Annotated in this window: 23 protein-coding genes; 9 read left to right on the top strand and 14 right to left on the bottom strand. The window is 61.6% G+C overall.

Annotation, left to right across the window (positions count from 1 at the left end; all coding sequences use genetic code 11):
* Positions 1–34 precede the first annotated feature (34 nt).
* A complete protein-coding gene (locus tag KJJ24_RS05020) occupies positions 35–253 on the bottom strand; it encodes a hypothetical protein (protein WP_214341918.1) in 219 nt (72 codons plus the stop codon).
* 245 nt (positions 254–498) lie between these two features.
* Between KJJ24_RS05020 and KJJ24_RS14900 the strand changes: the two genes are divergently transcribed.
* On the top strand, positions 499–891 hold the full coding sequence (locus KJJ24_RS14900) for a GlsB/YeaQ/YmgE family stress response membrane protein (RefSeq protein WP_250544930.1): 393 nt from the start codon (positions 499–501) through the stop codon (positions 889–891).
* Positions 892–1,112: 221 nt separating this feature from the next.
* On the opposite strand, the gene KJJ24_RS05010 is transcribed toward KJJ24_RS14900, so the two are convergent.
* Positions 1,113–2,786, bottom strand: coding sequence for a protein adenylyltransferase SelO family protein (locus tag KJJ24_RS05010; protein WP_250544929.1), 1,674 nt, complete (start codon positions 2,784–2,786; stop codon positions 1,113–1,115).
* A 381-nt stretch (positions 2,787–3,167) separates the two neighbouring features.
* Here KJJ24_RS05010 and KJJ24_RS05005 point away from each other — a divergent pair, with 381 nt between their 5' ends.
* Positions 3,168–4,346: a hypothetical protein gene (locus KJJ24_RS05005; protein ID WP_214341913.1), complete on the top strand. Its 1,179-nt coding sequence runs from the start codon at positions 3,168–3,170 to the stop codon at positions 4,344–4,346.
* Positions 4,347–4,374: 28 nt separating this feature from the next.
* On the opposite strand, the gene KJJ24_RS05000 is transcribed toward KJJ24_RS05005, so the two are convergent.
* Positions 4,375–4,884: an MliC family protein gene (locus tag KJJ24_RS05000; protein WP_250544928.1), complete on the bottom strand. Its 510-nt coding sequence runs from the start codon at positions 4,882–4,884 to the stop codon at positions 4,375–4,377.
* A 62-nt stretch (positions 4,885–4,946) separates the two neighbouring features.
* Between KJJ24_RS05000 and KJJ24_RS04995 the strand changes: the two genes are divergently transcribed.
* Entirely contained in the window at positions 4,947–5,234 is a 288-nt protein-coding gene (locus KJJ24_RS04995; RefSeq protein ID WP_214341908.1) for a phenylpyruvate tautomerase MIF-related protein, read from the top strand.
* Between the two features lie 170 nt (positions 5,235–5,404).
* Here KJJ24_RS04995 and KJJ24_RS04990 read toward each other — a convergent pair whose 3' ends face one another.
* Positions 5,405–5,689, bottom strand: a complete 285-nt coding sequence (locus KJJ24_RS04990) for a 2Fe-2S iron-sulfur cluster-binding protein (RefSeq protein WP_214341905.1) — start codon at positions 5,687–5,689, stop codon at positions 5,405–5,407.
* A gap of 193 nt (positions 5,690–5,882) precedes the next feature.
* On the opposite strand from KJJ24_RS04990, the gene KJJ24_RS04985 reads away from it, so the two are divergent.
* Together KJJ24_RS04985 and KJJ24_RS04980 are read left to right on the top strand one after the other, a co-directional pair.
* Positions 5,883–6,131, top strand: a complete 249-nt coding sequence (locus KJJ24_RS04985) for a hypothetical protein (protein WP_214341902.1) — start codon at positions 5,883–5,885, stop codon at positions 6,129–6,131.
* A 179-nt stretch (positions 6,132–6,310) separates the two neighbouring features.
* Complete coding sequence (locus KJJ24_RS04980; RefSeq protein ID WP_214341899.1) at positions 6,311–6,583, top strand: RNA-binding protein; 273 nt, start codon at positions 6,311–6,313, stop codon at positions 6,581–6,583.
* A 45-nt stretch (positions 6,584–6,628) separates the two neighbouring features.
* On the opposite strand, the gene KJJ24_RS04975 is transcribed toward KJJ24_RS04980, so the two are convergent.
* On the bottom strand, positions 6,629–6,805 hold the full coding sequence (locus tag KJJ24_RS04975; RefSeq protein ID WP_214343807.1) for a hypothetical protein: 177 nt from the start codon (positions 6,803–6,805) through the stop codon (positions 6,629–6,631).
* A 133-nt stretch (positions 6,806–6,938) separates the two neighbouring features.
* The gene (locus tag KJJ24_RS04970) at positions 6,939–7,298 is read right to left on the bottom strand and encodes an AbrB family transcriptional regulator (RefSeq protein ID WP_214341896.1); all 360 of its coding nucleotides are present in this window, start codon (positions 7,296–7,298) and stop codon (positions 6,939–6,941) included.
* A 72-nt stretch (positions 7,299–7,370) separates the two neighbouring features.
* Between KJJ24_RS04970 and KJJ24_RS04965 the strand changes: the two genes are divergently transcribed.
* A complete protein-coding gene (locus tag KJJ24_RS04965) occupies positions 7,371–7,532 on the top strand; it encodes a hypothetical protein (RefSeq protein ID WP_214341893.1) in 162 nt (53 codons plus the stop codon).
* Positions 7,533–7,537: 5 nt separating this feature from the next.
* Here the strand turns inward: KJJ24_RS04965 and KJJ24_RS04960 are convergent, their stop codons facing one another.
* The 7 genes from KJJ24_RS04960 to KJJ24_RS04930 form a co-directional block, all read right to left on the bottom strand.
* Positions 7,538–8,005, bottom strand: a complete 468-nt coding sequence (locus tag KJJ24_RS04960) for a nucleoside 2-deoxyribosyltransferase (RefSeq protein WP_214341891.1) — start codon at positions 8,003–8,005, stop codon at positions 7,538–7,540.
* Entirely contained in the window at positions 8,005–8,388 is a 384-nt protein-coding gene (locus tag KJJ24_RS04955) for a phosphoribosyltransferase (RefSeq protein ID WP_214341884.1), read from the bottom strand. The genes KJJ24_RS04960 and KJJ24_RS04955 overlap by 1 nt, the downstream gene beginning before the upstream one ends.
* 32 nt (positions 8,389–8,420) lie before the next feature.
* On the bottom strand, positions 8,421–8,609 hold the full coding sequence (locus KJJ24_RS04950; RefSeq protein ID WP_214341882.1) for a hypothetical protein: 189 nt from the start codon (positions 8,607–8,609) through the stop codon (positions 8,421–8,423).
* Positions 8,610–8,814: 205 nt separating this feature from the next.
* Positions 8,815–9,219, bottom strand: coding sequence for a YccF domain-containing protein (locus KJJ24_RS04945; RefSeq protein ID WP_214341880.1), 405 nt, complete (start codon positions 9,217–9,219; stop codon positions 8,815–8,817).
* Positions 9,220–9,232: 13 nt separating this feature from the next.
* Positions 9,233–11,725 (bottom strand): ligase-associated DNA damage response DEXH box helicase, encoded by a 2,493-nt coding sequence (locus KJJ24_RS04940; protein ID WP_214341878.1) that lies wholly within the window; start codon positions 11,723–11,725, stop codon positions 9,233–9,235.
* On the bottom strand, positions 11,722–13,371 hold the full coding sequence (locus tag KJJ24_RS04935) for an ATP-dependent DNA ligase (protein ID WP_214341876.1): 1,650 nt from the start codon (positions 13,369–13,371) through the stop codon (positions 11,722–11,724). Before KJJ24_RS04935 ends, KJJ24_RS04940 begins: the two co-directional genes overlap by 4 nt.
* Positions 13,371–14,429 (bottom strand): ligase-associated DNA damage response exonuclease, encoded by a 1,059-nt coding sequence (locus tag KJJ24_RS04930; RefSeq protein ID WP_214341874.1) that lies wholly within the window; start codon positions 14,427–14,429, stop codon positions 13,371–13,373. Before KJJ24_RS04930 ends, KJJ24_RS04935 begins: the two co-directional genes overlap by 1 nt.
* A 127-nt stretch (positions 14,430–14,556) precedes the next feature.
* Here KJJ24_RS04930 and KJJ24_RS04925 point away from each other — a divergent pair, with 127 nt between their 5' ends.
* A complete protein-coding gene (locus tag KJJ24_RS04925; protein ID WP_214341866.1) occupies positions 14,557–15,639 on the top strand; it encodes a class I fructose-bisphosphate aldolase in 1,083 nt (360 codons plus the stop codon).
* Here KJJ24_RS04925 and nadA read toward each other — a convergent pair.
* Positions 15,636–16,604, bottom strand: a complete 969-nt coding sequence (nadA, locus tag KJJ24_RS04920; RefSeq protein ID WP_214341864.1) for a quinolinate synthase NadA — start codon at positions 16,602–16,604, stop codon at positions 15,636–15,638. The genes KJJ24_RS04925 and nadA overlap by 4 nt on opposite strands.
* 17 nt (positions 16,605–16,621) lie before the next feature.
* Here nadA and KJJ24_RS04915 point away from each other — a divergent pair, with 17 nt between their 5' ends.
* Positions 16,622–17,512: a TIGR04168 family protein gene (locus tag KJJ24_RS04915; protein WP_214341861.1), complete on the top strand. Its 891-nt coding sequence runs from the start codon at positions 16,622–16,624 to the stop codon at positions 17,510–17,512.
* A complete protein-coding gene (locus KJJ24_RS04910) occupies positions 17,506–18,612 on the top strand; it encodes a hypothetical protein (protein WP_214341858.1) in 1,107 nt (368 codons plus the stop codon). Before KJJ24_RS04915 ends, KJJ24_RS04910 begins: the two co-directional genes overlap by 7 nt.
* The last annotated feature ends 384 nt before the right edge of the window (positions 18,613–18,996 follow it).

The raw sequence follows: 18,996 nt of genomic DNA, 5'->3' as shown, positions 1-18,996 counted from the left end.
GCGTGTGAGGCCGTTCCATTCTCCAGGGTTTCGCTCAAATGCACACGGCCAACTGCTGGCCCTGGCGACTCAAACGGGTGGGGAGTCGGCAGCCGAGGTTGATCGCACCCTCATCCACGAGGCGCCCAAGCCGGATCGCCACGGCTTCTTCATGGCGTGCAAAGGCATCCTGCCGGGACGCGATCCAGGCGATTTCCCGTTCAGTGATCACCCCTGTGGTCAGGGATTCCAGAAAGACCTCACCCAGTGTCATGAGAGCTGTGTAACGGATTCGTAACATTATGGGCCTGTCGGGTGGAGGCCTGTGGCTCCTGGTTTCCAGGGTCTTGATCGGCCTAGCCAGAGGAGTGCGCGCTCGTCTTGTGGTGCACGCGATCCTCAGCCCTGCTTGGTCAGCTGCGTCGCCATCCCTCTCGTCCAGCTGCTGCGGGAGTCTGGTGATGGCAACCGGTGATGCGTCGAATCTCTCGAGCCTCCTTGCCAACGTCAGTTCGCGCGATGAAGCCATTGCCAACCCTCGCTGCTTTGTGTGCTGTTGGTTGCGTCAGTTATTTGATCGGATCGGCTGCGATCGTGACTGGCACAGCCGCGCTGTTCTCGTTGCCAAGGTGTCCCGAGCTTCCTATGGTTTCAAGATCAAGAGGTGCACCAATGAATGTGATCTGGTTTCTCGTTGTTGGTGTGATCGCCGGATGGTTAGCTGGCCTTCTGGTTAAAGGTGCTGGCTTCGGGCTGATCGGTGATCTTGTGGTGGGCATCCTGGGAGCCTTGATCGGAGGCATGCTGATAGGCGGAAGCCTGTTTGGCGGCGGGCTGATTGGCAGCATCCTTGTGGCCACGATTGGTGCTGTTCTTCTGCTGGTGGTTTTGCGTGTCTTGAAAAGAGCCTGATCTGGCCAACGCGTTTAGAGAAGCCCGCAAAGCTCGTGCAAGGGCAGCTCAACTGGTTTGAGAGCGATTAAAAACCACAGCCGATTCTAAGATCAATGATGATCTTATGCGCTCGCCTTAACCTCAGGACCCAAGACGTTAACTCGAACGTCCCCGATTGGGTCAGTCGCAATGAGAAAAGTCCGCGGAGCAGCAGTTCTGCCATCACAGGCTAAATCTGCTCATGAGGAACAGCTGTAATGTGACACCCCACCGGCGTTAAAAAATTCCCTCGGCTTCAAACGGTCGTATTTGGTTGCTAGGTCAGCTGCTGGGGTGTTGTAGGGATCGCGGAATAGTGTCTGCAATTCGCGGATCAGGCTGAAGTTACCTTCGGCTGCTTGTTCGTATGCCGGAGCAATCATCCATTCACGCCAGGTGACCGCTGGATTGACACGCTGCATGGCCGCCGCTGTTTCCGCTGGGTTGGTGATTTGCTGGCGCCAGCGTTGCAGCCAGGCCTGCCACCGCTGATCCAGCTCTTCGGAGCTCGGTAGATAAAAGCTGGTTTTAAGATCATCCACGCTCTGGGGAATGGTTGAGAGCCGCCGGAAAAAGATCGTGTAATCAGCTCTGGAACTCACCAGCAGTTGCAGCAGCTCCTGCATCAGCTCCGCGTCGTAACTGCGAAGCCCGAGCTTGCTGCTCCACATCGTTTCCAGCTCCTCAGCCATCGCCCCAGCAAAGTGATCCTTGATGGCATTGAGTTGCTCGAGGGCATCGCTGTTGCTTTCCAGCAGCGTTTGCAGCGATCGCCAGAACATCCCGTAATTCACTTCTGCTGCCGCTGGCTGGTTGAAGAAGCAGAAGTGTTCGCCACCACCGGTCCACGGCTGGAAGCGTGGATCAAACAGCTCGCAGAAGCCGAAGGGGCCATAGTCGAGCGTGTAGCCGCCAGCGGCGCAGTTATCGCTGTTGAAGTTGCCCTGGCAGTAGCCCACGCGCATCCAGTGGGCCACCAACGATGTGAGCCGGCCGCGAAAGAGGCGTGCCAGCTCCAGCACCTGGTCAGTGAAGGGCAGTGCGGCACTGATCTCGGATCGGTAGTTTCGCTCGATCAGATGCTCAACGATCATCTGCAGTTCGCGCTTCGCACCGGCATGGGCGTTGCTTCTGGTCCGGCGCGCAAACAGCTCCAGCTGGCCTACCCGCAGAAACGACGGCGCCACCCGTGTGGTGATCGCCGCGGGGTTGCTCACCATCACATCGGGATCAAAGGAGCGGGATCCTTCGCTGTACCAAGGCCGCATCACTCCCTCGGCCCGCGACATATAGAGCGTGAGTGAGCGGGAGGTCGGCACTCCCAGGGCCTGCATCAGCTCCTGCGCCAGGAACTCACGCACGCTGGAGCGCAACACAGCACGGCCATCGGCGCCTCGGCAATAGGGCGTTGGCCCTCCGCCCTTGAGCTGCATTTCCCACCGCTGCTCGTTGAGCACCCCCTCGAAGATCGAGATGGCGCGTCCATCGCCATAGCCGTTGCCGGTGCGGAACGGGCACTGTTGGATGTATTCCGTGCCATAAATCGAGAGGGCGTAACCGGTAGCCCAGCCGTAGGGCCGCATGGGTCCAGACGCAGCCGTGCTGTCACCTGAAAACAGGCGTTGGAAGGCCTCGTCATGGGCCAGGTCGTCGCTCAGGCCGAGCTCGGCGAACAGACTGCTGCTGTGGGCGACATATTCAGGCTCGGGCAGCGGGGTGGGAGTGACCGGCACGTAGTGGCCCGAGAACACCTGGCGAGGCTGGTGATCGTTGCCGTCGGTGGTGGCTTGGGGATCTTGCCGAAGTGACTCCAGCAACGAGTAATCCACCCGCTGCGTGAAGGCTTCAAAGCTGGTGGTGGCTTGCGCTGGCATTGGGCTCGGCCCTGGTGCTGCTCCCATCATCTTGAAGAACCCGTTTCGCTGCGCGGATGAACGCGGCCAGTTGTCCCAAGTCTGGCCGCCGCTGTTCACATCCCCGCCAACACGCCACTTCTGGATTGAAGCGATCGCTCATGAATCCATCCAAAAGCGGGGCGTACCGGTGCATCACTCCACAAGGATCTGAGCCATTGCTGTGCATTGCCTTGAACAGCTTCAGGCTTGGCTAGCCGCTGCGGTGGTGGTTGGTCAGATTTCGCGCTTCGCGGCTTGATTAACTGAGCTTCAGCCACTCAGCCTGTGCCAGAGCGGAGAGCCAGGTGAGATTCACCGGTGTGCCGGACCGGTCTGCGGCTGCTTAACTGAGATGACCTCATGCCTCCTGCCGTCATGCCGTTACTCAAAGTTGCAGGCGGTCGATTGAAGACAGCCAAGCTGCCATTTCAACCAGCTTCAGCAGGTGCAGAGGAGTTTCGCCAGTATTACGCAGATCCAAATAGTCCCCGCAGCGTTGATCGTCTGGGTGTGCTCTATGCCACTGAGCTTTACAGCCAGCATCCTCAGTTCGGTGTTCGCAATCCAAGGTCTTTTCGACTGAATGGTGGAGAAGGCAACTTGATTGGCACCACCCTTGCCCAACAGTCGCCTTTGGTCGGTGCTTTCAACCGTGGCTCGGTTAGCGAAGGTGATGGCAACCAGATTTATATCGACCTTGGCGATGTCGCAGGCCTTGTGCAAGCGGCTTCTGGTTCTGTTCGTCATAACGGCGGATCGGACGGCCAGTATGGCCTGGCTGGTGGCGTCGGCATTCAGAACGGTGGTCGGATAAGCATGGGATCTGGTGTCGATGATCGAGTGGTGGCTTTTGCGGGTGTCACCGGCCTGCTCAATACAGGCTTGATTCACTCCAATGGCAGTGCTGGTGATGGCTTGCTGGTGTGGGGAGCCGGCGGACGTGTTGGAGTGGATCAACGCGGCAGGCTGATCAGCAGGAACAACAGCGCTGATCAACTGATCGCCTCTGCCTTGCAGGCGAACGCAGAAGCAACGGAGCTTCAGCTCACTGGCCTCTCATTCCTTCCTGGGTATGGCAGCTTTATCGATGCGATGCGCGATGGGTTGGCTTCCATGCACCAAGCGGATGCTGATGTCGTCGGTCTGATCAATCGGAAAAACGGTCGTATCGATCTCAATGGTGGGGGTGATCAACTATTAGCAGCGGCACCTGCAGGTGCTCTGGCAGTGCGTAACGATGGCCGGATTGACCTGGGTGCGGGCGCTGATGTGTGCACCATTCAGGGCAGTTTTGCTGGCGATGGCCTGATTGACTTTGGATCAGGTCAACGCGATCGACTGGAGCTACTGCCAGATGCTAACTACAAACTTTCGAGACCATCAAAGGGGTTGCAGCAGTTCTATGGCACTGAAGATCTCCTTTACCTGGAAGGCGTTGACTCCGTGGTAACCGGATCGTTGTTCATGGCTCACCTCGAGTTCATCGGCGACCGATCAGTTGATAGCATCCTCGCCATGGGAGGTGAATTCACCTTGTAAATCGTCTAGGAACCACCAATCCAGCTTGCTAGTTGGTGCAGGTGAGTTTGGTTCCAAACCAGTTAATCTGGGTGCTGCCCTGGTGCTCCCAGAGTTCAACCCCTTGGCCGGTATAGCGGGCGCCGCTGCCAGAGAGCGCCCGCAACAGCAACACATGCTGATCGCCCACGGCTAGATCAACGCGCGGGGGTTGGGTGTTGTTCAAAAAGACCGCGGATACAGGTTTCTGGATCGCTTCACCACAGGCATAGCCGATCCGCCACAGAACAGTCAGGGTGTACTCCCCTTCGCGGTTAAAGCGGATGCCTTCTGTGCTTGCACTCCGCTGGTAGGTTTTGCCTTGCACATCGGAGGCAAAGTGATAGGTGATCCCGTTCAACATCACCGATGCGTTGCCTTGCCGCTGGCTGAAATTGCATGGGCCGGCTTCTACCGTGAGCGTGTGGTCGTGGCGGCTGAGCTGGCAGTAGGCCTGCGTGCTGTCGGCCCGTAGAGGGAGTGCCCAGCCCAACAACATCACACCCAATAGCGTCTGCAACGGTTGATTCATAGCAGCTTTAGCAAGAGAACCTCGCTCCGATGCCTCTGATCACCGTATGCATGTCACGTCCATCAGTGGACAACGCTCAAGGTTTGCTCAAGGAGATTTCCTCCGCACTGGCTCAGCAAACGGTCAAGCCTGAGCCGTCAGTGATGACCATGCTCGATACCGCTGTGCTGATGACCTTTGGCTTTAGCACCGAGCTCAGCGTGTTTGTGCAACTGAAGTCGATTGGAGCGCTAAATCCTGCTGCGATGAGCGCTGCCCTTTGCAATCTGATCAGCCTCTTACCAGCTGGTTGTGCGGTAGCCCACGAAGCTTGGGTCGTGTGTTCGCCGCTGCGGTAGCCGTATCGCGGCCTCCCCCTCGGCCGTTGCCTGCATGAACTGTGCCACTTCGACGGCGATGCTCCGCGGTAAGGCTGCCGGGGAGCGTTCCTTGGGTGTCTGCATGAAACTGACCCTATGGAGCGACTAATCCCAACGCTCGTAGCAACCGTTACAGAAGCGTGTGTTGTTCAGATCAGCTCTTCTTCGGCATTGGGGCGAATGGTGCAGTCGCCCAGTGGGTAGCTCACACACAACAGCGCGTAGCCCTGGCTGATCTGATCGTCGTCGAGGTAAGACTGGTCGCGCTGATCCACCTTGCCGCTGATCAATTTGCCTGCGCAGCTGCTGCAGGCTCCAGCGCGGCAAGAATATGGAAGGTCGATTCCCTGTTCATCCGCTGCATCGAGGATGTAGGCGTCATCGGCGCAGCTGAAGCTTATGCCGGCTTCCAGTGTGATCGTGTAGGTGGCCATGAGTGGTTGAGGGCATTGGGTTCAATGTTGCGCGTGTGGGGTCAGGTTGCATGTGCTGCCCACTACCAGCTGAGCCGCATGGCTTGATCACACGCGGTGGGGGGGCGTTCGATCACATGCCTGCAGGGTGTCCCTTGACACAGATCCATGTCTGACATTTCTGCAACGGTTCATCAGACTCGAACGACCGTTGATGGCACATCGGACGCTTATTGCTCAGTTGCGTGAGCCCATTGCCAAGCGCTATCGGCTGATCAATGCCAGTTTTGAGGCGCATCCCCAGCTTGATTCCATCTACGACTCCCTGGAAGACGCCCTCAGTGATGCAACAGCCTGGCTGGGAGAGCAGGCTTCGTCCTCTCAACGGGCCATTGGGGTCGAAGTGAGCACTCGCGCGGGTGGATGGCGCACCCTGCGCCATCCCAGCCTGCTAGCTGCCTGAGGCCCCTGAGGTGGGGCGATTGCCATACCGTCCACCGCCATGGTCTATGATGGTGAAGATTCAACGATCACTCTTCAGCGGGTTTCTTCACCAGGCGGCGGGTTCCAAGGATTTCACCTCTCGGCCAGCAACTTTCTTCAGGGCATTCAACGAATCAGGTTCATACCTTTCCGGATTACATGACGATTTACGTAGGCAACCTCTCCTTCGATGCCGAAGTGGAGGACCTTCAGAGCCTGTTCGCCGAGTACGGCGCTGTGCGTAAGTGCAGCCTGCCCCTCGACCGCGACACAGGCCGCAAGCGCGGATTCGCTTTTGTGGAGATGGCCACAGAAGGCGATGAGCAAAAGGCCATTGATGATCTCCAGAACGTGGAGTGGATGGGCCGGATGATTCGCGTCAACAAAGCTGAGCCCCGCCCCGCTTCCGGCGGTGGTGGCGGTCGTTGGTGACCCGCGTCTTCAGTTCGTGCAGCCGCTCCTTCGGGAGCGGCTTTTTTATGGCTTGATGCCCATGAGCTGAGCCGCATAGTCTTCGCTGAATGAGGCCTGCAGTTGCCAAGCCCGCAATAGGGTTTTGGCCACACTGCGCAGTTGCTCGATGTCGTCGCAGCTGTCGATGGAGCGTTCGTGCATCGCAATCGCAAACTGACGGCTGAGAGGAAGTTGATCCACGACGCCCTGGCAATGTAACAACATGTTAACGAGCTGTTGGCGTCGATTGCGGACGCCAGCAGATGGTCAATAAAAAACCCCGGCTCTCGCCGGGGTCGTTGTGATCAAGTCCAGGTTGGAGCCTGGAGGTTGCTCACTCTTCTTCGCCACCGACGGGGATGAGCTTGATCTGCTTGCGCCCGAGTTTGATTTCAAACTCGTCGCCGGGTTTGAGGTCGAGCATGGCGGTGTAAGCCTTGCCGATCAGCAGGTTGCCATTGCCTTGCACCGTGGCGGTGTAGCTCAGCTTGCGACCACCCTTGCCGCGGCCGACGCCATCATTGCCGAGGCTCAGACCCTTGGCCTCGAGCAGTGCTTCATAGAAGGCGGTGAAGTTCAGGCGCTCACCACCGTCTTTCTTGGTGCTCACATAGCCGCAGCTGCGCACCAGATCAGATTTGGACACGTCGCCAAGTTCTTTGACCTTGGCCAGCAGTTCAGAGCCGGTGAGCATGGGTGAGAATTGAATCAAGCGAACAATAACGCTCGGTGAGACCTTCGCCATCCCCTCATCACCGCATCCCCTATGTTTCTGATCGCCTGCACCTCGATCCTGCCGATTCTGCTGATCGTGTACTACACGATTCAACGCACGGCTGGTCATCACAGCCGCAATGAAACCCGCACGATGCTCAAGGGGCTTGTGGTGGAGGCTATGAACAAGCACGACCAAGACTTCGACGACTGACCAGCTCAGTTCCCATTGATCCAGCGCATCAACGCTTTGCTGGGATTGCTGAGCTCCTCGATCGATCCATAGAACCATTCCTGCCAGCCATCCTGCGGCAACCCGCTGAAGACCATCAGGTTGAGCGGGTAATCCTCTGAGTCGCTGCAGCGGCGGAAGTCATCGCGGTAGAGAAACACGGGCTTTCCAAGAGCGATCGCAGCCCCTAGTTCCAACATCACCCCTTCATCCGGCGGTGTTCCGTTCACGATCGCCAAGAGACCATCGGCGTCACGCACATCCTGCAGATCCGCCTGTGCCACTCGCCAAGCCCATCCCGGCTCGGCGAGATCGACCTGACCATTCCGGCTGAATGGTTCCCACACCTCCAGACCCAGCTGCTCCAAGGCCGTGATGAAATCCGGCAACAGGCGCTCCCGCCAATGGCGCGAAAAGCCGTATGGCGAGGCCAGATACAACCTGAGCTGACCCATCAGCGGGAGGCGCGATACAGCTGTTCATCCAGCTCTGCAGCGGCTGCGTTCTCCCAGGGAAACACAATCCATTCATGGGTCTGCGTCACATCCACGGCCTGCCACCACAGCGGCTCCACCTTGCTCATCCAAACCACCGTTGTGCTGTTCTCCAGGTGTCGATAAGGCTCGAGGGTGAGACCGGTTTCATACACATCGTCCACCAACAGGCAGCCTGGTTCTGCGCTGCTGAGCAGAGGTAGATCCAGCCTGTGGCTCAGGGTCACTGCCAGCACCAACCCTCCGCGGGGTATGCCGTGCACGCCGCAGAACTGGCGACCGCGGCAGCGTTCCACGATCGCCTCCACGGCTCGCTCAAAATCTTGCCAGTTGAGTGTGAGCACCGCGGCCTCGATCGATCCTCACACTCTCGCAATCAGCTCTGCTGATCGTGTCCGCGCTGGCTTTCCTTCCAATACATGAGGTCGTTGGCTCGGTGCAGGCCTGTCACGGTCTGGCATTGCCCCTCCGGCGTGCATACGCGGTAGAGACCACCCTCCAGAGCTTCGATGCTTGATCCCCGCGGTGTTCGCACCACCACGCGCGTCTCATCCACCTGGGCCATGCGGTTCATCCTCCATCTCCACGTTTAGCTCAGCAGCTTCAAGGGAGTCAGCACCACAAGGCTCAGATGTGCCAGAGCTCGGCCAACGGATAACACCGCCAGACCAAGGCAAAGAGGACAGTGCATCAGGCTCATGCCGCCAGCTTTATCCAGTTGGCTTTGCCTGAAGGGTTTCCTGCGGAAACTTCATCAAGACCAATCCTGGTTATCGGCGCACGGGCACCACCGTCATGCCCACTGGAGCCAAGGCGATGAGCGCCAGCTTGATGTGCTGGACCCCAAAGGGGATGCCAACGATGGTGACGAAACAGGCCAAGGCCGAGGTGAGATGGCCGATGGCTAGCCACCAACCCGCCAGCAGAAACCAGATCACGTTGCCCAGTAGGCCCAGGGGCCCTGTGCCCAGATCACTTCGCCCCTGCAGTTCGCGACGACTCATGGCTTCCTGCCCGAATGGCCACAGCGAAAAAGAGCCGATCACAAAACAGGAGCGCGCCCAGGGCAGCCCCACAATTGTGATGGCGCACACCAGGCCTGCCAGCCACCAGCCCAGGGCCATTACCAGGCCGCCGAGCACCACCCACAAGACATTGAGCAGCGCGCTGATCATCGCTTCTGCCCCATCACTGCTCAGCTCGTGTGGCCTCGGAGATTAAGCGCTGCACCCGATCCAGCAGCGATTCGTTGCTGAGGCGGCTATTGAGTCGCTCCACTAGGAGCGGGAATGCCAGCGGCCCGGGCCGCGCCATGCGCTCCACCCGCCAGGTGCACGACGCCATTCGTTCCAGGGCCGACTGCAGCCGTTCGGCTTCGAGTTGCTCCTCGATCACCTCTCGCCGGGCCTGCTCGAGCAGCAGGCTGCCTGGTTCGTGTTTCTGGAACACATCAAAGAGCAGCGCTGCACTGATCTGCAACTGCCCCCCCGTTTTGTTTTGCCCGGGCATCGCCTGGCTGATCAGGCCGCTCACTTGAGCAATGGCGCGGAAGCGCCGCCGGCAGAGCTCGGAGACATTCAGGGCTTGCTCGAGATCCCGTTCGAGATTCGCCTGATCGAGTAGATCGTCGCCATGAAGATCCAGCAGTTCTTCGAACGGATACGTCTTGGGAGCCAAGAGCTCAAAGCCGTAGTCGTTCACCGACACGGTGATCGTGCTGGCCCGATGCCGCGCCAACCGCCAGGCCCAGAGAAAGCCAATCCCCTCATGCACGAAGCGACCCTCGAAGGGGTACACGAACAGATGGCTGCCTTCACGGCTGCGGCACAGCTCCACCAGCAGCTGATCGCTGCGGGGCAGCCCAGACAGGTTGGCTTGCCGCTGCAGCAGCGCCTCCAGGGCCTTGAGTTCGGGCGTATCCAGTGTTGCTTCACCATCAAGAGCGCGGGCGCAGCGATCCACTTCCTGCCGCAGGTGGGCGCTAAGCAGATCGGAGAGCGCCATCTGCCCTCCGGCCCAGGCCGGCACCGTGGAGCTCTTTTTACTGGTGGCTTTCACCTGGGCTGTCATCTCCCGCAGCCGCACGAATTCCAACTGCCGCCCAGCAAAAAAGAACACATCTCCGGGTTTGAGCCGCCCGATGAAGGCCTCCTCCACATGGCCGATCACGGCGCCGCGCACGAAGCGAACCGTGACCGAACGGTCGGCTGTGATCGTGCCGATGTTGAAGCGATGCAGCCGGGCGATTGTTTTGTCGAGCACGCGGAACCGCCAGGGCTCAGCCTCGGTGGGCGGCTCATCGGTGTGCAGTTGGCAGCGCACGAGTTTGCGGTAGCGGGGGTAGGCCGTTAGGCAGTCACCGCCGTGCTCCAGGAAGGCAAGGCACCACTGCCATTGGGCATCGCTGAGCTGACGGAAACTCCAGCAGCTGCGCACGGTTGCCAACGCCTGCTCGGGCACGAAGCCAGGCCCGCAGGCCAGGGTGGTGAGGTGTTGCAGCAGTACATCGAGCGGCAGCTGGGGCGGGCGGCGGTGTTCCACCAGACCGTTCTCCAACCCGCGCCGCATGGCGCTCACCTCCAGTAGCTCCAGGGCGTTGGTGGGCATGAACAGCACCTGAGAGGTCCCGCCCGGGTTATGGGCGCTACGGCCAGCCCGTTGCAACAGGCGGGCCAGGTTTTTGGCAGATCCGATCTGCACCACCCGCTCCACCGGTTGGAAATCCACCCCCAGATCCAGCGAGCTGGTGCACACCACCCAGCGCAGATCGCCTGCTTTCACACGGGCCTCGATCGCCTCGCGCTCAGCCCGGTCGATGGCGCTGTGGTGCAGCGCCAGGGCGCCATCCATCTCTGGGCAGGCAAAGCGCAAACACTGATGCCAGCGTTCGGCTTGGTTGCGGGTGTTGGTGAAGAGCAGCGTGCTCACGCCCGGCTCCAGCCCAGCCACCAGCTCCTCGTACATCCGAAGCCCCAGATGGCCGCCCCAGGGAAAACCATCAATCGTCTCTGGCAGGAGGCTTCGGATGGCCGTGGCCCGTTGGATGTCGCTGGTGATGATGCGCGGCCCTGCGGGGCCGACTCCCAGCGCGGCCACGGCTGCTTCTTCGAGGTTGCCGATGGTGGCGCTGATCGCCCAGGTGCGCAGGGCTGGGCGTTGGCTGCGCAGCCAGCTCAGGCAGAGCTCACACTGGCTTCCGCGCTTGCTGCCCATCAGCTCGTGCCATTCATCCAGCACCACCGCCTCCAGCTGGCCAAATAGCTGGGGTGCCTTGGCATTCGCCAGAAGCACGCTCAAGGATTCCGGTGTGGTGATGAGGATCTCGGGCGGAGTGCGGAGCTGCTTGCTGCGCTCGTAGGTGCTGGTATCGCCGTTGCGGATCGCCACCCGTAGCGGCCAGCCCATGGCCTGGATGGGTTCTTCAATGGCCAAGGCCAGATCCCTGCTAAGGGCCCGCAGCGGCGTGATCACCAGTAAGCGCAGGCCGCGGGCGGGTGCAGCCGCAAGCATCTCGGCTATCGGCCCCATCACGGCGGCGTACGTCTTACCGGAGCCGGTGGGCACCTGGAGCAGGCCGCTCTCGCCGGCTAGGTAGGCCTGCCAGCACTGCTCTTGGAAGGCCATGGGCGTCCAGCCCTGCTCGGCAAACCAGGCGTGGATTGGCGCGAGGGGATCGCTCATCGCTGCTCATCCATCAAGGCCCGAGCATTGGCCAGGCTGTCGGCTTCGCTCGCCGGTTTGTCGGTGCGCCAACGGCTGATGCGTGGGAAGCGCACGGCAAACCCGCACTTATGCCGTTTGGAGGGTTGGATGCCCTCAAAGGCCAGCTCAAACACTTGCAGGGGTTCCACCGCTCGCACCGGCCCGAACCGCTCAGTGGTGTGGGCGCGGATCCAGCGATCCAGCTCGCGAATCTCGCCATTGTCGAGGCCGGAGTAGGCCTTGGCGAAGGTCACTAAATCTCCTTCGCCGTTCCAAAGGCCAAAGCTGTAATCGGTGTAGAGGTTGGCTCGCTTACCGCTACCCGCCTGGGCATAAAGCAGTACGGCATCCAGCCGCAGCGGCTCCAGTTTGTGTTTCCACCAAAACCCCCGCTTACGTCCCACCAGATAGGGCGAATCCAGCGCCTTGAGCATCAGCCCTTCGGCGCGGTGATCGCGGGCCTGATCGCGCAGGCCATCGAGCTCCTGCCAGCTCTCCAGCCTCTGGATTGCGGGCAAGCGCAGCCGCTCTGCAATGGGTGCAGCGGCGTTGCTCAGCCATTGCTGATGCAGCTTTTCCAGTTGACGGCGACGCGCTTGCAGCGGTTGCTCTCGCTGATCAATCCCTTCATGCTCCAGCAGGTCGTAGGCCACAAAGGCTGCCGGGCACTCCTTCTGCAGGGCCCGGCTTGGCGCCTTGCGCCCCAGCCGCCGCTGCAGGCTGGCAAAGGGCTCGGGCTGCTGGGCTCCTGACTCCCACACGATCACCTCTCCATCGAGGGCGGTGCCTTCAGGCAGCGCTTCGGCCAGGGCAATCAGCTCTGGAAACGCTTCATTGATCAGCTCTTCGCCGCGGCTCCACAGGCTGCAACCACCGGCGCGGTGGATCAGCTGCCCGCGGATGCCATCCCATTTCCATTCCACTTGCCAACGTTGCGCTGGGGTGTGTTCCAGCTGAGCCGCCTCCAGCGGACTCGCCAGAAAGAAGGGATACGGCCGTGCGGCCAGATCATCCCCATGGTCTGCCGCTGCTGTGAGCCTTTGGAAGGATTCGGCGCTCGGGGTCAATCCCCCCATCAACCGATGCGCCACCAGTGCTTCATCAAGCGCTGCGCTGCGGGCCAGGGCCCGCGTCACCAGACCGGTGGACACGCCAACCCGGAATCCGCCGCTGAGCAGTTTGTTCACCAGCAGCAGCTGATCGGGCGGCAGGCTGCGCCAGCAGGCCTGCACGGCAGCAGCCTGCTCGTCTCCCTCAAGCGCCGCGAGGGCCGGCAATCGCTCCGCCATCCAGTCGGCCAGGGGCTCCTGCCCGGCGCCATGGGCGACAGGAGTACTCGCTTGGGGCCGCTGCTGCCAGAGCAGTGCCACTGTTTCGGCTGAATCGCCCACCTGGGCATGGCAGGCCTCGAACAACCACTCCGGTAGCCCGGTGGCGGCCAGGCAAATCTCCCGCAGCCGGCGTCCGGTGATCAGTCTGCGGCGGCGTTTGCCCAACAGCAGAGCGAGGGCCCAGGCCGCATCGGCAGGTGGGCTCTGGCGGAAGTAGCTCTCCAGGGCCTCGAGTTTGGCGCTGGTGCTACCGGTGGCATCCAGCTCGCAAAACAGGGTGGCGAAGGCTTGCATCAGCTCCCCGTTTGTTGTGCTGCAGCCTCAGGGGTGGAGGGCTCCTCCTCATCGAACCGTTCGGCTTCGAAGTGGCCTTCCAGAGGTTCAGCGCTGATGCCTTCCACCTCGCTTAGATAGCGCGCCAGCACGGTGCTCTGCCCGTGGGTGACGTACACCTGGCTGGCCCCGCTGCCTTTCACGCTCTGCACCAAGCCGGGCCAATCGGCGTGGTCGCTCATCACGAAGCCACGGCCGTAGCCCCGCCGCCGGCGAGCTCCACGAACGGCCATCCAGCCGCTCACGAAGCCGTTTTGGCCTTTGCTGAACCGTCCCAGTCCGCGACTGCGGTGGGCCGCCGGTGGTGCGATCAGCAAACGCCCGGCTAGGTCAGCGCCGCGCTCGAGCTGCGCCAGCGGGCACGTGGGCGGCATCGCCACGCCCGCCTCTCGGTATGGCGGCATGAGCCGATCCACCGCACCATGCAACAGCACTTCATCCCTCACGCCCAGCTGGTGCAACTCCGCCAGCACCCGCTGAGCCTTGCCGAAGGCGTAGCAGAACAGCACGGACGGGCGGTCAGGGGCGCTGCGCCACCAGGCCACGATCTCGGCGGCCACGGCCGCGCCGCTCTGCCAGCGGTAGATCGGTAGGCCAAAGGTGGCTTCACTGATCAGCACATCGGCCTGCACTGGCTCAAACGCTGCGCAGCTGGGATCGGTGCAGCGTTTGTAATCGCCGCTCACCAGCCAGCTCTCACCCCCAGCCTCCAGCCGGATCTGGGCGCTGCCCAGCACATGCCCTGCAGCGTGAAACGACACCCGTGCGTCTCCGATGCGGTGCAGCTGGCCGTAGTCCACCGGCAGCAGGTTGATCTCAGCTCCGAGGCGTTCCCGCAGGATCCCTTCACTGCTGCCCACGGCCCAGTACTCCCCGCAGCCCGGCCTGGCGTGATCGGCATGGGCATGGGTGATCAGGGCTCGCGGCACCGGCCGCCATGGATCAAGCCAGGCCTGCGCTGCAGGGCAATAAAGCCCTTCCGGACTGAGCTGCAGCAGGCCGCCTGGGGCAAGGGGCATCGGCGCTGCTCCTGAGGGAGCGAGATGAGCGCTCAATCATCACCAGCCATGCCACGCCTCTGCGTCATGCGGTTGACGCCACCCTCCGGCGTCCCTAGCCAGGGGGTACACCCGCTGGCCTGCTGCCATGGCGCTCAACGACTACCGCGATGAGCTCGCTGCCACTGCCGCTGCCCTGGCAGCCCCGGGCACGGGCCTGCTGGCGGCGGATGAATCCACCGGCACCATTGGCAAGCGCTTTGATGCGATCGGGTTGGAGAACACCGAAGAGCACCGGCGCGCCTACCGCACCTTGCTGGCCACCACCGACGGTCTGAGTGAGCACATCTCCGGCGTGATCCTTTACGAGGAAACGCTCTTTCAAGACAGCACTGCCGAGGCCGGCGGTGCTCCCATCGTGGAGTTATTCCAGAAACAGGGCATCGTGCCCGGCATCAAGGTGGATCAGGGGGGCGAACCGTTGGCTGGCGGGGTGCCAGGCGAGAGCTGGTGCACCGGGCTCAAGGGTCTTGGCGAACGCGCAGCGCGCTACTACGCCCGCGGTGCACGCTTCGCCAAATGGCGAGCCGTGCTTCAGATCAGTGGCCATGGCGCGCCTTCGGAGCTGGCCGTGCGCGAGAACGCCTGGGGCCTGGCCCGCTATGCCCGAACGGTGCAGGAACACGGCCTGGTGCCGATTGTGGAGCCCGAGATCCTGATGGATGGCGACCACGACATCACCACAACCGCTTCGGTGCAGGAGTGGGTGCTGCGCACCACCTATGAGGCCCTGGCGATCAATGGTGTGTTCCTGGAAGGCAGCCTGCTGAAACCTTCGATGACCTGCGCGGGCGCCGCTTGCCCCCAGAGCGCCAGCGCCGAAGAGGTGGGCGCATTCACCCTGCGGACCCTCAGCCGCACCGTGCCAGCAGCGGTTCCGGCAATTTTGTTTCTCAGTGGTGGACTCAGTGAGGAAGACGCGAGCCTTTGCCTCAATGCCATTAACCAAGTCGCAGCGCAGGGCTATGCGCCCTGGCATCTGGGGTTTTCCTACGGCCGTGCTCTTCAGCATTCCTGTCTGCAGCACTGGGGGGGGAAGGATGCAGCGGCCGGCCAGGCGGCTCTGCTGGCCAGAGCCCGCGCCAATGGTGCGGCCAGCAGCGGCCATTACGAACCCGGCTCAGAGCCATCGGAAGACGCCAGCCTGTTTGTGGCGAATTACAGCTACTAGCGGCTCATCTCAAGCATCTTCTGGATCGGCGCCAGGGCCCGCTGGCGCATCGCTTCATCCAGTTCGATTGCCGGTGCCATCTGCGTGAGGCACTCCCACAGTTTTTCGAGCGTGTTCAGGCGCATGTAGGGGCAGGCATTGCAGCTGCAGCCATCGGCGCCAGGCACTTCGAAAAACTGCTTTCCAGGCACCGCCTTGCGCATCTGGTGCAGGATTCCAGGCTCGGTGAGCACGATGAAGCTGCTCGCCTCACTGGCCTCGGAGCGGCGCAGCAGGGCGCTGGTGGATCCGATGAAATCAGCGTGATCCAGCAGATGCTGTTGGCACTCGGGGTGGGCGAGCACTTCAGCGCCGGGGTGCTCGAGCTTCAGCTGCAGCAGCGCCTGCTCACTGAAGGTTTCATGAACGATGCAGCTACCGGGCCAGAGGGTGAGTTCTCGGCCGCTCTGGCGCTGCACCCAACGGCCCAGATTTTGATCGGGTGCGAACAGGATCGGGCGATCGGCGGGCAGCTGCTGCACCAGATCCACCGCGTTGCTGCTGGTGCAGATCAGATCGCTCTGGGCTTTCACCGCTGCTGAGCAGTTGATGTAGCTCACCACCAGGTGGTCGGGGTGTTCAGCGCGAAAGGACGCAAAAGCATCGGCTGGGCAGGCATCCGCCAGGGTGCAGCCGGCCTCCAGATCCGGTAACAGCACTGTTTTGTCCGGGCTGAGGATCTTGGCCACCTCCGCCATGAAGTGCACGCCGCAGAACACGATCACCTCGGCGTCGGTGGCGGCGGCCTTGCGGGATAGTTCGAGCGAATCGCCGATGAAATCAGCGATGTCCTGGATCTCAGGATCCTGGTAATAGTGCGCAAGGATCACGGCCTTGCGTTGCCGCTTCAGCTCGGCAATGGCTGCAGGCAGCTCGGCGTGGGGCGGGCAACCGCCGGTGGTGTTCTGGGCTGCCGCGAAAACCAAGGGTCCGGCCCTACCTGATGCAGGATGGCGGAAGCCTAGGCATCCGTTTGGCAGAGCTCCGCATCGCCGTCGCCGGAGATCTGCATGGGCAATGGGACAACGTGGATGAGCAGCTGCTTGAGCTGTTAGCACCCGACGCACTGCTGGTGGTCGGCGACCTCAGCGACGGCCAGCCCCTCATCCCGGCGCGTCTGGCGCGGTTACGGATGCCCCTGGCCTGCATCCTCGGCAACCATGACACCGGCCGGGATGCCAGCGGCCGCACCCTGCAACGTCAGCTCGATGCACTTGGTGATCGCCACTGCGGCTGGGCATTGCGCGAACTTCATCCTCCAGGCCTGGCTGTGGTGGGTGGCCGTCCGGCCAGCGCCGGCGGTGGCTTTCACATGAACCAAGCGGCTCAGTCGGTCTTCGGTCCGGTGAGCCTCCAGGATTCAGCCGCCCGCATCACGGCGGCGGCTCTGGCGGCGGATCCAGCCCTTCCGCTCATTCTTCTGGCCCATTGCGGCCCGAGTGGTCTCGGCAGCCATGCCGGTGATCCCTGCGGGCGTGACTGGAAACCACCGGCCTGCGACTGGGGCGATCAGGATCTCGCCCTGGCCATCGATCAGATTCGCCAGCGGCGGCCGCTGCCCCTGGTGGTGTTCGGGCACATGCACCATCGCCTTAAGCGCGGCCAAGGTGAACGGCTCAGCTTTTATCAGGATCGGGCCGGCACCGCTTACCTCAATACGGCCTTTGTTCCGCGGCACAGCCACGATGAGCAGGGACAAGCCCTGCGCCATTTCAGTTGGGTGGAGCTGCGCGATGGCCAGTTGAGTGAGATCAGCCATCGCTGGTATGGCCCCGATGGTGGCCTGCGTTATCGCCAGACCCTGATGCGCATGGAGGAGCTTCAGGCGTGCTGATTTATGCCTGCGTGAGCGGCCACGGCTTCGGCCATGGCTCTCGTGTGGCGGCCGTGCTCACCGCCTTGCATCAACAGAAGCCCAGCTGGCGGCTCGTGCTTTCCACCCCTCTGGCCCCGGCTTTTCTGCAGCTGGCCTTCGGGTCTGCTTCTTTTGAGCAGCGGCCTTGCCGTTGGGATGTGGGTGTGATCCAGGCGGATGCGCTCGGCGCCGATGCCAAGGCCACTCTGGCGGCGCTGCAGCAATTGGATCGGCAGTTGCCCGCTCAGATCGATGCCGAGGCCCGCTGGATCCGCGCGCAGCACGAACCCGTGCTGGTGTTGGGAGATGTAGCACCGGCGGCGGCTGCGCTGGCCCGAGCTATCGGCGCACCCTTGGTGTGGATGGCCAATTTCGGCTGGGATGCGATTTACCGCCCCATGGGCGAGGCCTTTGAGCCTTGGGCCAACCGGGCCCTGGAGGCCTATCGCCAGGGCGATGCCCTGATTCGCTGCCCCTTCTCGATGCCGATGGAGTGGGGGCTGCCCAGCACGGCCGTGGGCCTGACGCCGGGCCGGCCACGCCATCGTCCAACCCAGCTCCGCCATCGCCTGCAGCTGAGCGCCCCGGTTGATCGCACCGTGCTGGTGGGCTTCGGGGGTCTAGGGCTTGATCTTGCCCCGCAGTTGTTGCGGGGCTGGCCGCAACATCATTTTTTGGTCAACGATGCCTCGCTCGCCGCGGCAGCTGCGAACGCCAGCCTGATCCCACCTGATCTGAGGCCGCTGGAGCTGATGCCCCTCTGCAGCCGCATCCTCACCAAACCTGGCTACAGCACGTTCTGTGAGGCTCTTGCGGCGGGCCTTGGCATCCACCTGGTGCGGCGGGAAGGGTTTGCAGAAGCCCCGGTGCTGGAAGCAGCCCTGCAGCGCCATGGATGGCACCGTTTTCTGAGTAGGTCCCAGCTGGAGCAGGGCGACTGGCAGCTGGATCAGCCCTTGAATGCTCCCCTGGCCGACGCGCTCCCCAGCGATGGAGCTGATCAAGCGGCAGGCGTGCTGATTGCTACTGCAATGCAGAAGAATGCAGCCATGTCGCATCAGGAATTGTTTGAGTCGTAGCGTTTAAAAACCCTGTGAGGCTGCCTGATTTGAATGCCTCTTCACGGTTGATGTTGGCTGTAGACGGTTTTTGTGCTGGCACTAAAGTATTTCTCGTGCTCCTGTTGGTGATGCAAACTAAACGCATTCAAATGCTAGTCGCACCAGCCACTTCTCTTCGAAAGCTTCTGCTCGACTGGTTGTTTGTAGCTCTCGCTTCAGTCTTTTAGGCTCTGAGATCGTTTCTGATCCTAGATCAGGGGCTGCACAACAACACCTGATCTCTTGATGCGTTGTTTGTCGCATCAAGGGTTTGTTGTTCCTCTTTTGGCTTGATTTGACTTCGAACGTTTCTCAGCGTCGTTCTGCGCGCGTTTTGGCTCTGGCTCTTGGTGGTGTCGCCTT

The sequence above is a fragment of the Synechococcus sp. LA31 genome, assembly GCF_018502385.1.
Classification (GTDB): domain Bacteria; phylum Cyanobacteriota; class Cyanobacteriia; order PCC-6307; family Cyanobiaceae; genus Vulcanococcus.
This window is presented reverse-complemented; position numbering and strand designations above follow the sequence as displayed.

Coding starts and splice junctions, on each gene's coding strand:
- KJJ24_RS05020 (WP_214341918.1), bottom strand. CDS start 253: ATGACACTGGGTGAGGTCTTTCTGGAATCCCTGACCACAGGGGTGATC.
- KJJ24_RS14900 (WP_250544930.1), top strand. CDS start 499: ATGAAGCCATTGCCAACCCTCGCTGCTTTGTGTGCTGTTGGTTGCGTC.
- KJJ24_RS05010 (WP_250544929.1), bottom strand. CDS start 2,786: ATGCCAGCGCAAGCCACCACCAGCTTTGAAGCCTTCACGCAGCGGGTG.
- KJJ24_RS05005 (WP_214341913.1), top strand. CDS start 3,168: ATGCCTCCTGCCGTCATGCCGTTACTCAAAGTTGCAGGCGGTCGATTG.
- KJJ24_RS04995 (WP_214341908.1), top strand. CDS start 4,947: ATGTCACGTCCATCAGTGGACAACGCTCAAGGTTTGCTCAAGGAGATT.
- KJJ24_RS04990 (WP_214341905.1), bottom strand. CDS start 5,689: ATGGCCACCTACACGATCACACTGGAAGCCGGCATAAGCTTCAGCTGC.
- KJJ24_RS04985 (WP_214341902.1), top strand. CDS start 5,883: ATGGCACATCGGACGCTTATTGCTCAGTTGCGTGAGCCCATTGCCAAG.
- KJJ24_RS04980 (WP_214341899.1), top strand. CDS start 6,311: ATGACGATTTACGTAGGCAACCTCTCCTTCGATGCCGAAGTGGAGGAC.
- KJJ24_RS04970 (WP_214341896.1), bottom strand. CDS start 7,298: ATGCTCACCGGCTCTGAACTGCTGGCCAAGGTCAAAGAACTTGGCGAC.
- KJJ24_RS04965 (WP_214341893.1), top strand. CDS start 7,371: ATGTTTCTGATCGCCTGCACCTCGATCCTGCCGATTCTGCTGATCGTG.
- KJJ24_RS04960 (WP_214341891.1), bottom strand. CDS start 8,005: ATGGGTCAGCTCAGGTTGTATCTGGCCTCGCCATACGGCTTTTCGCGC.
- KJJ24_RS04950 (WP_214341882.1), bottom strand. CDS start 8,609: ATGGCCCAGGTGGATGAGACGCGCGTGGTGGTGCGAACACCGCGGGGA.
- KJJ24_RS04945 (WP_214341880.1), bottom strand. CDS start 9,219: ATGATCAGCGCGCTGCTCAATGTCTTGTGGGTGGTGCTCGGCGGCCTG.
- KJJ24_RS04940 (WP_214341878.1), bottom strand. CDS start 11,725: ATGAGCGATCCCCTCGCGCCAATCCACGCCTGGTTTGCCGAGCAGGGC.
- KJJ24_RS04935 (WP_214341876.1), bottom strand. CDS start 13,371: ATGCAAGCCTTCGCCACCCTGTTTTGCGAGCTGGATGCCACCGGTAGC.
- KJJ24_RS04930 (WP_214341874.1), bottom strand. CDS start 14,429: ATGCCCCTTGCCCCAGGCGGCCTGCTGCAGCTCAGTCCGGAAGGGCTT.
- KJJ24_RS04925 (WP_214341866.1), top strand. CDS start 14,557: ATGGCGCTCAACGACTACCGCGATGAGCTCGCTGCCACTGCCGCTGCC.
- KJJ24_RS04915 (WP_214341861.1), top strand. CDS start 16,622: ATGCAGGATGGCGGAAGCCTAGGCATCCGTTTGGCAGAGCTCCGCATC.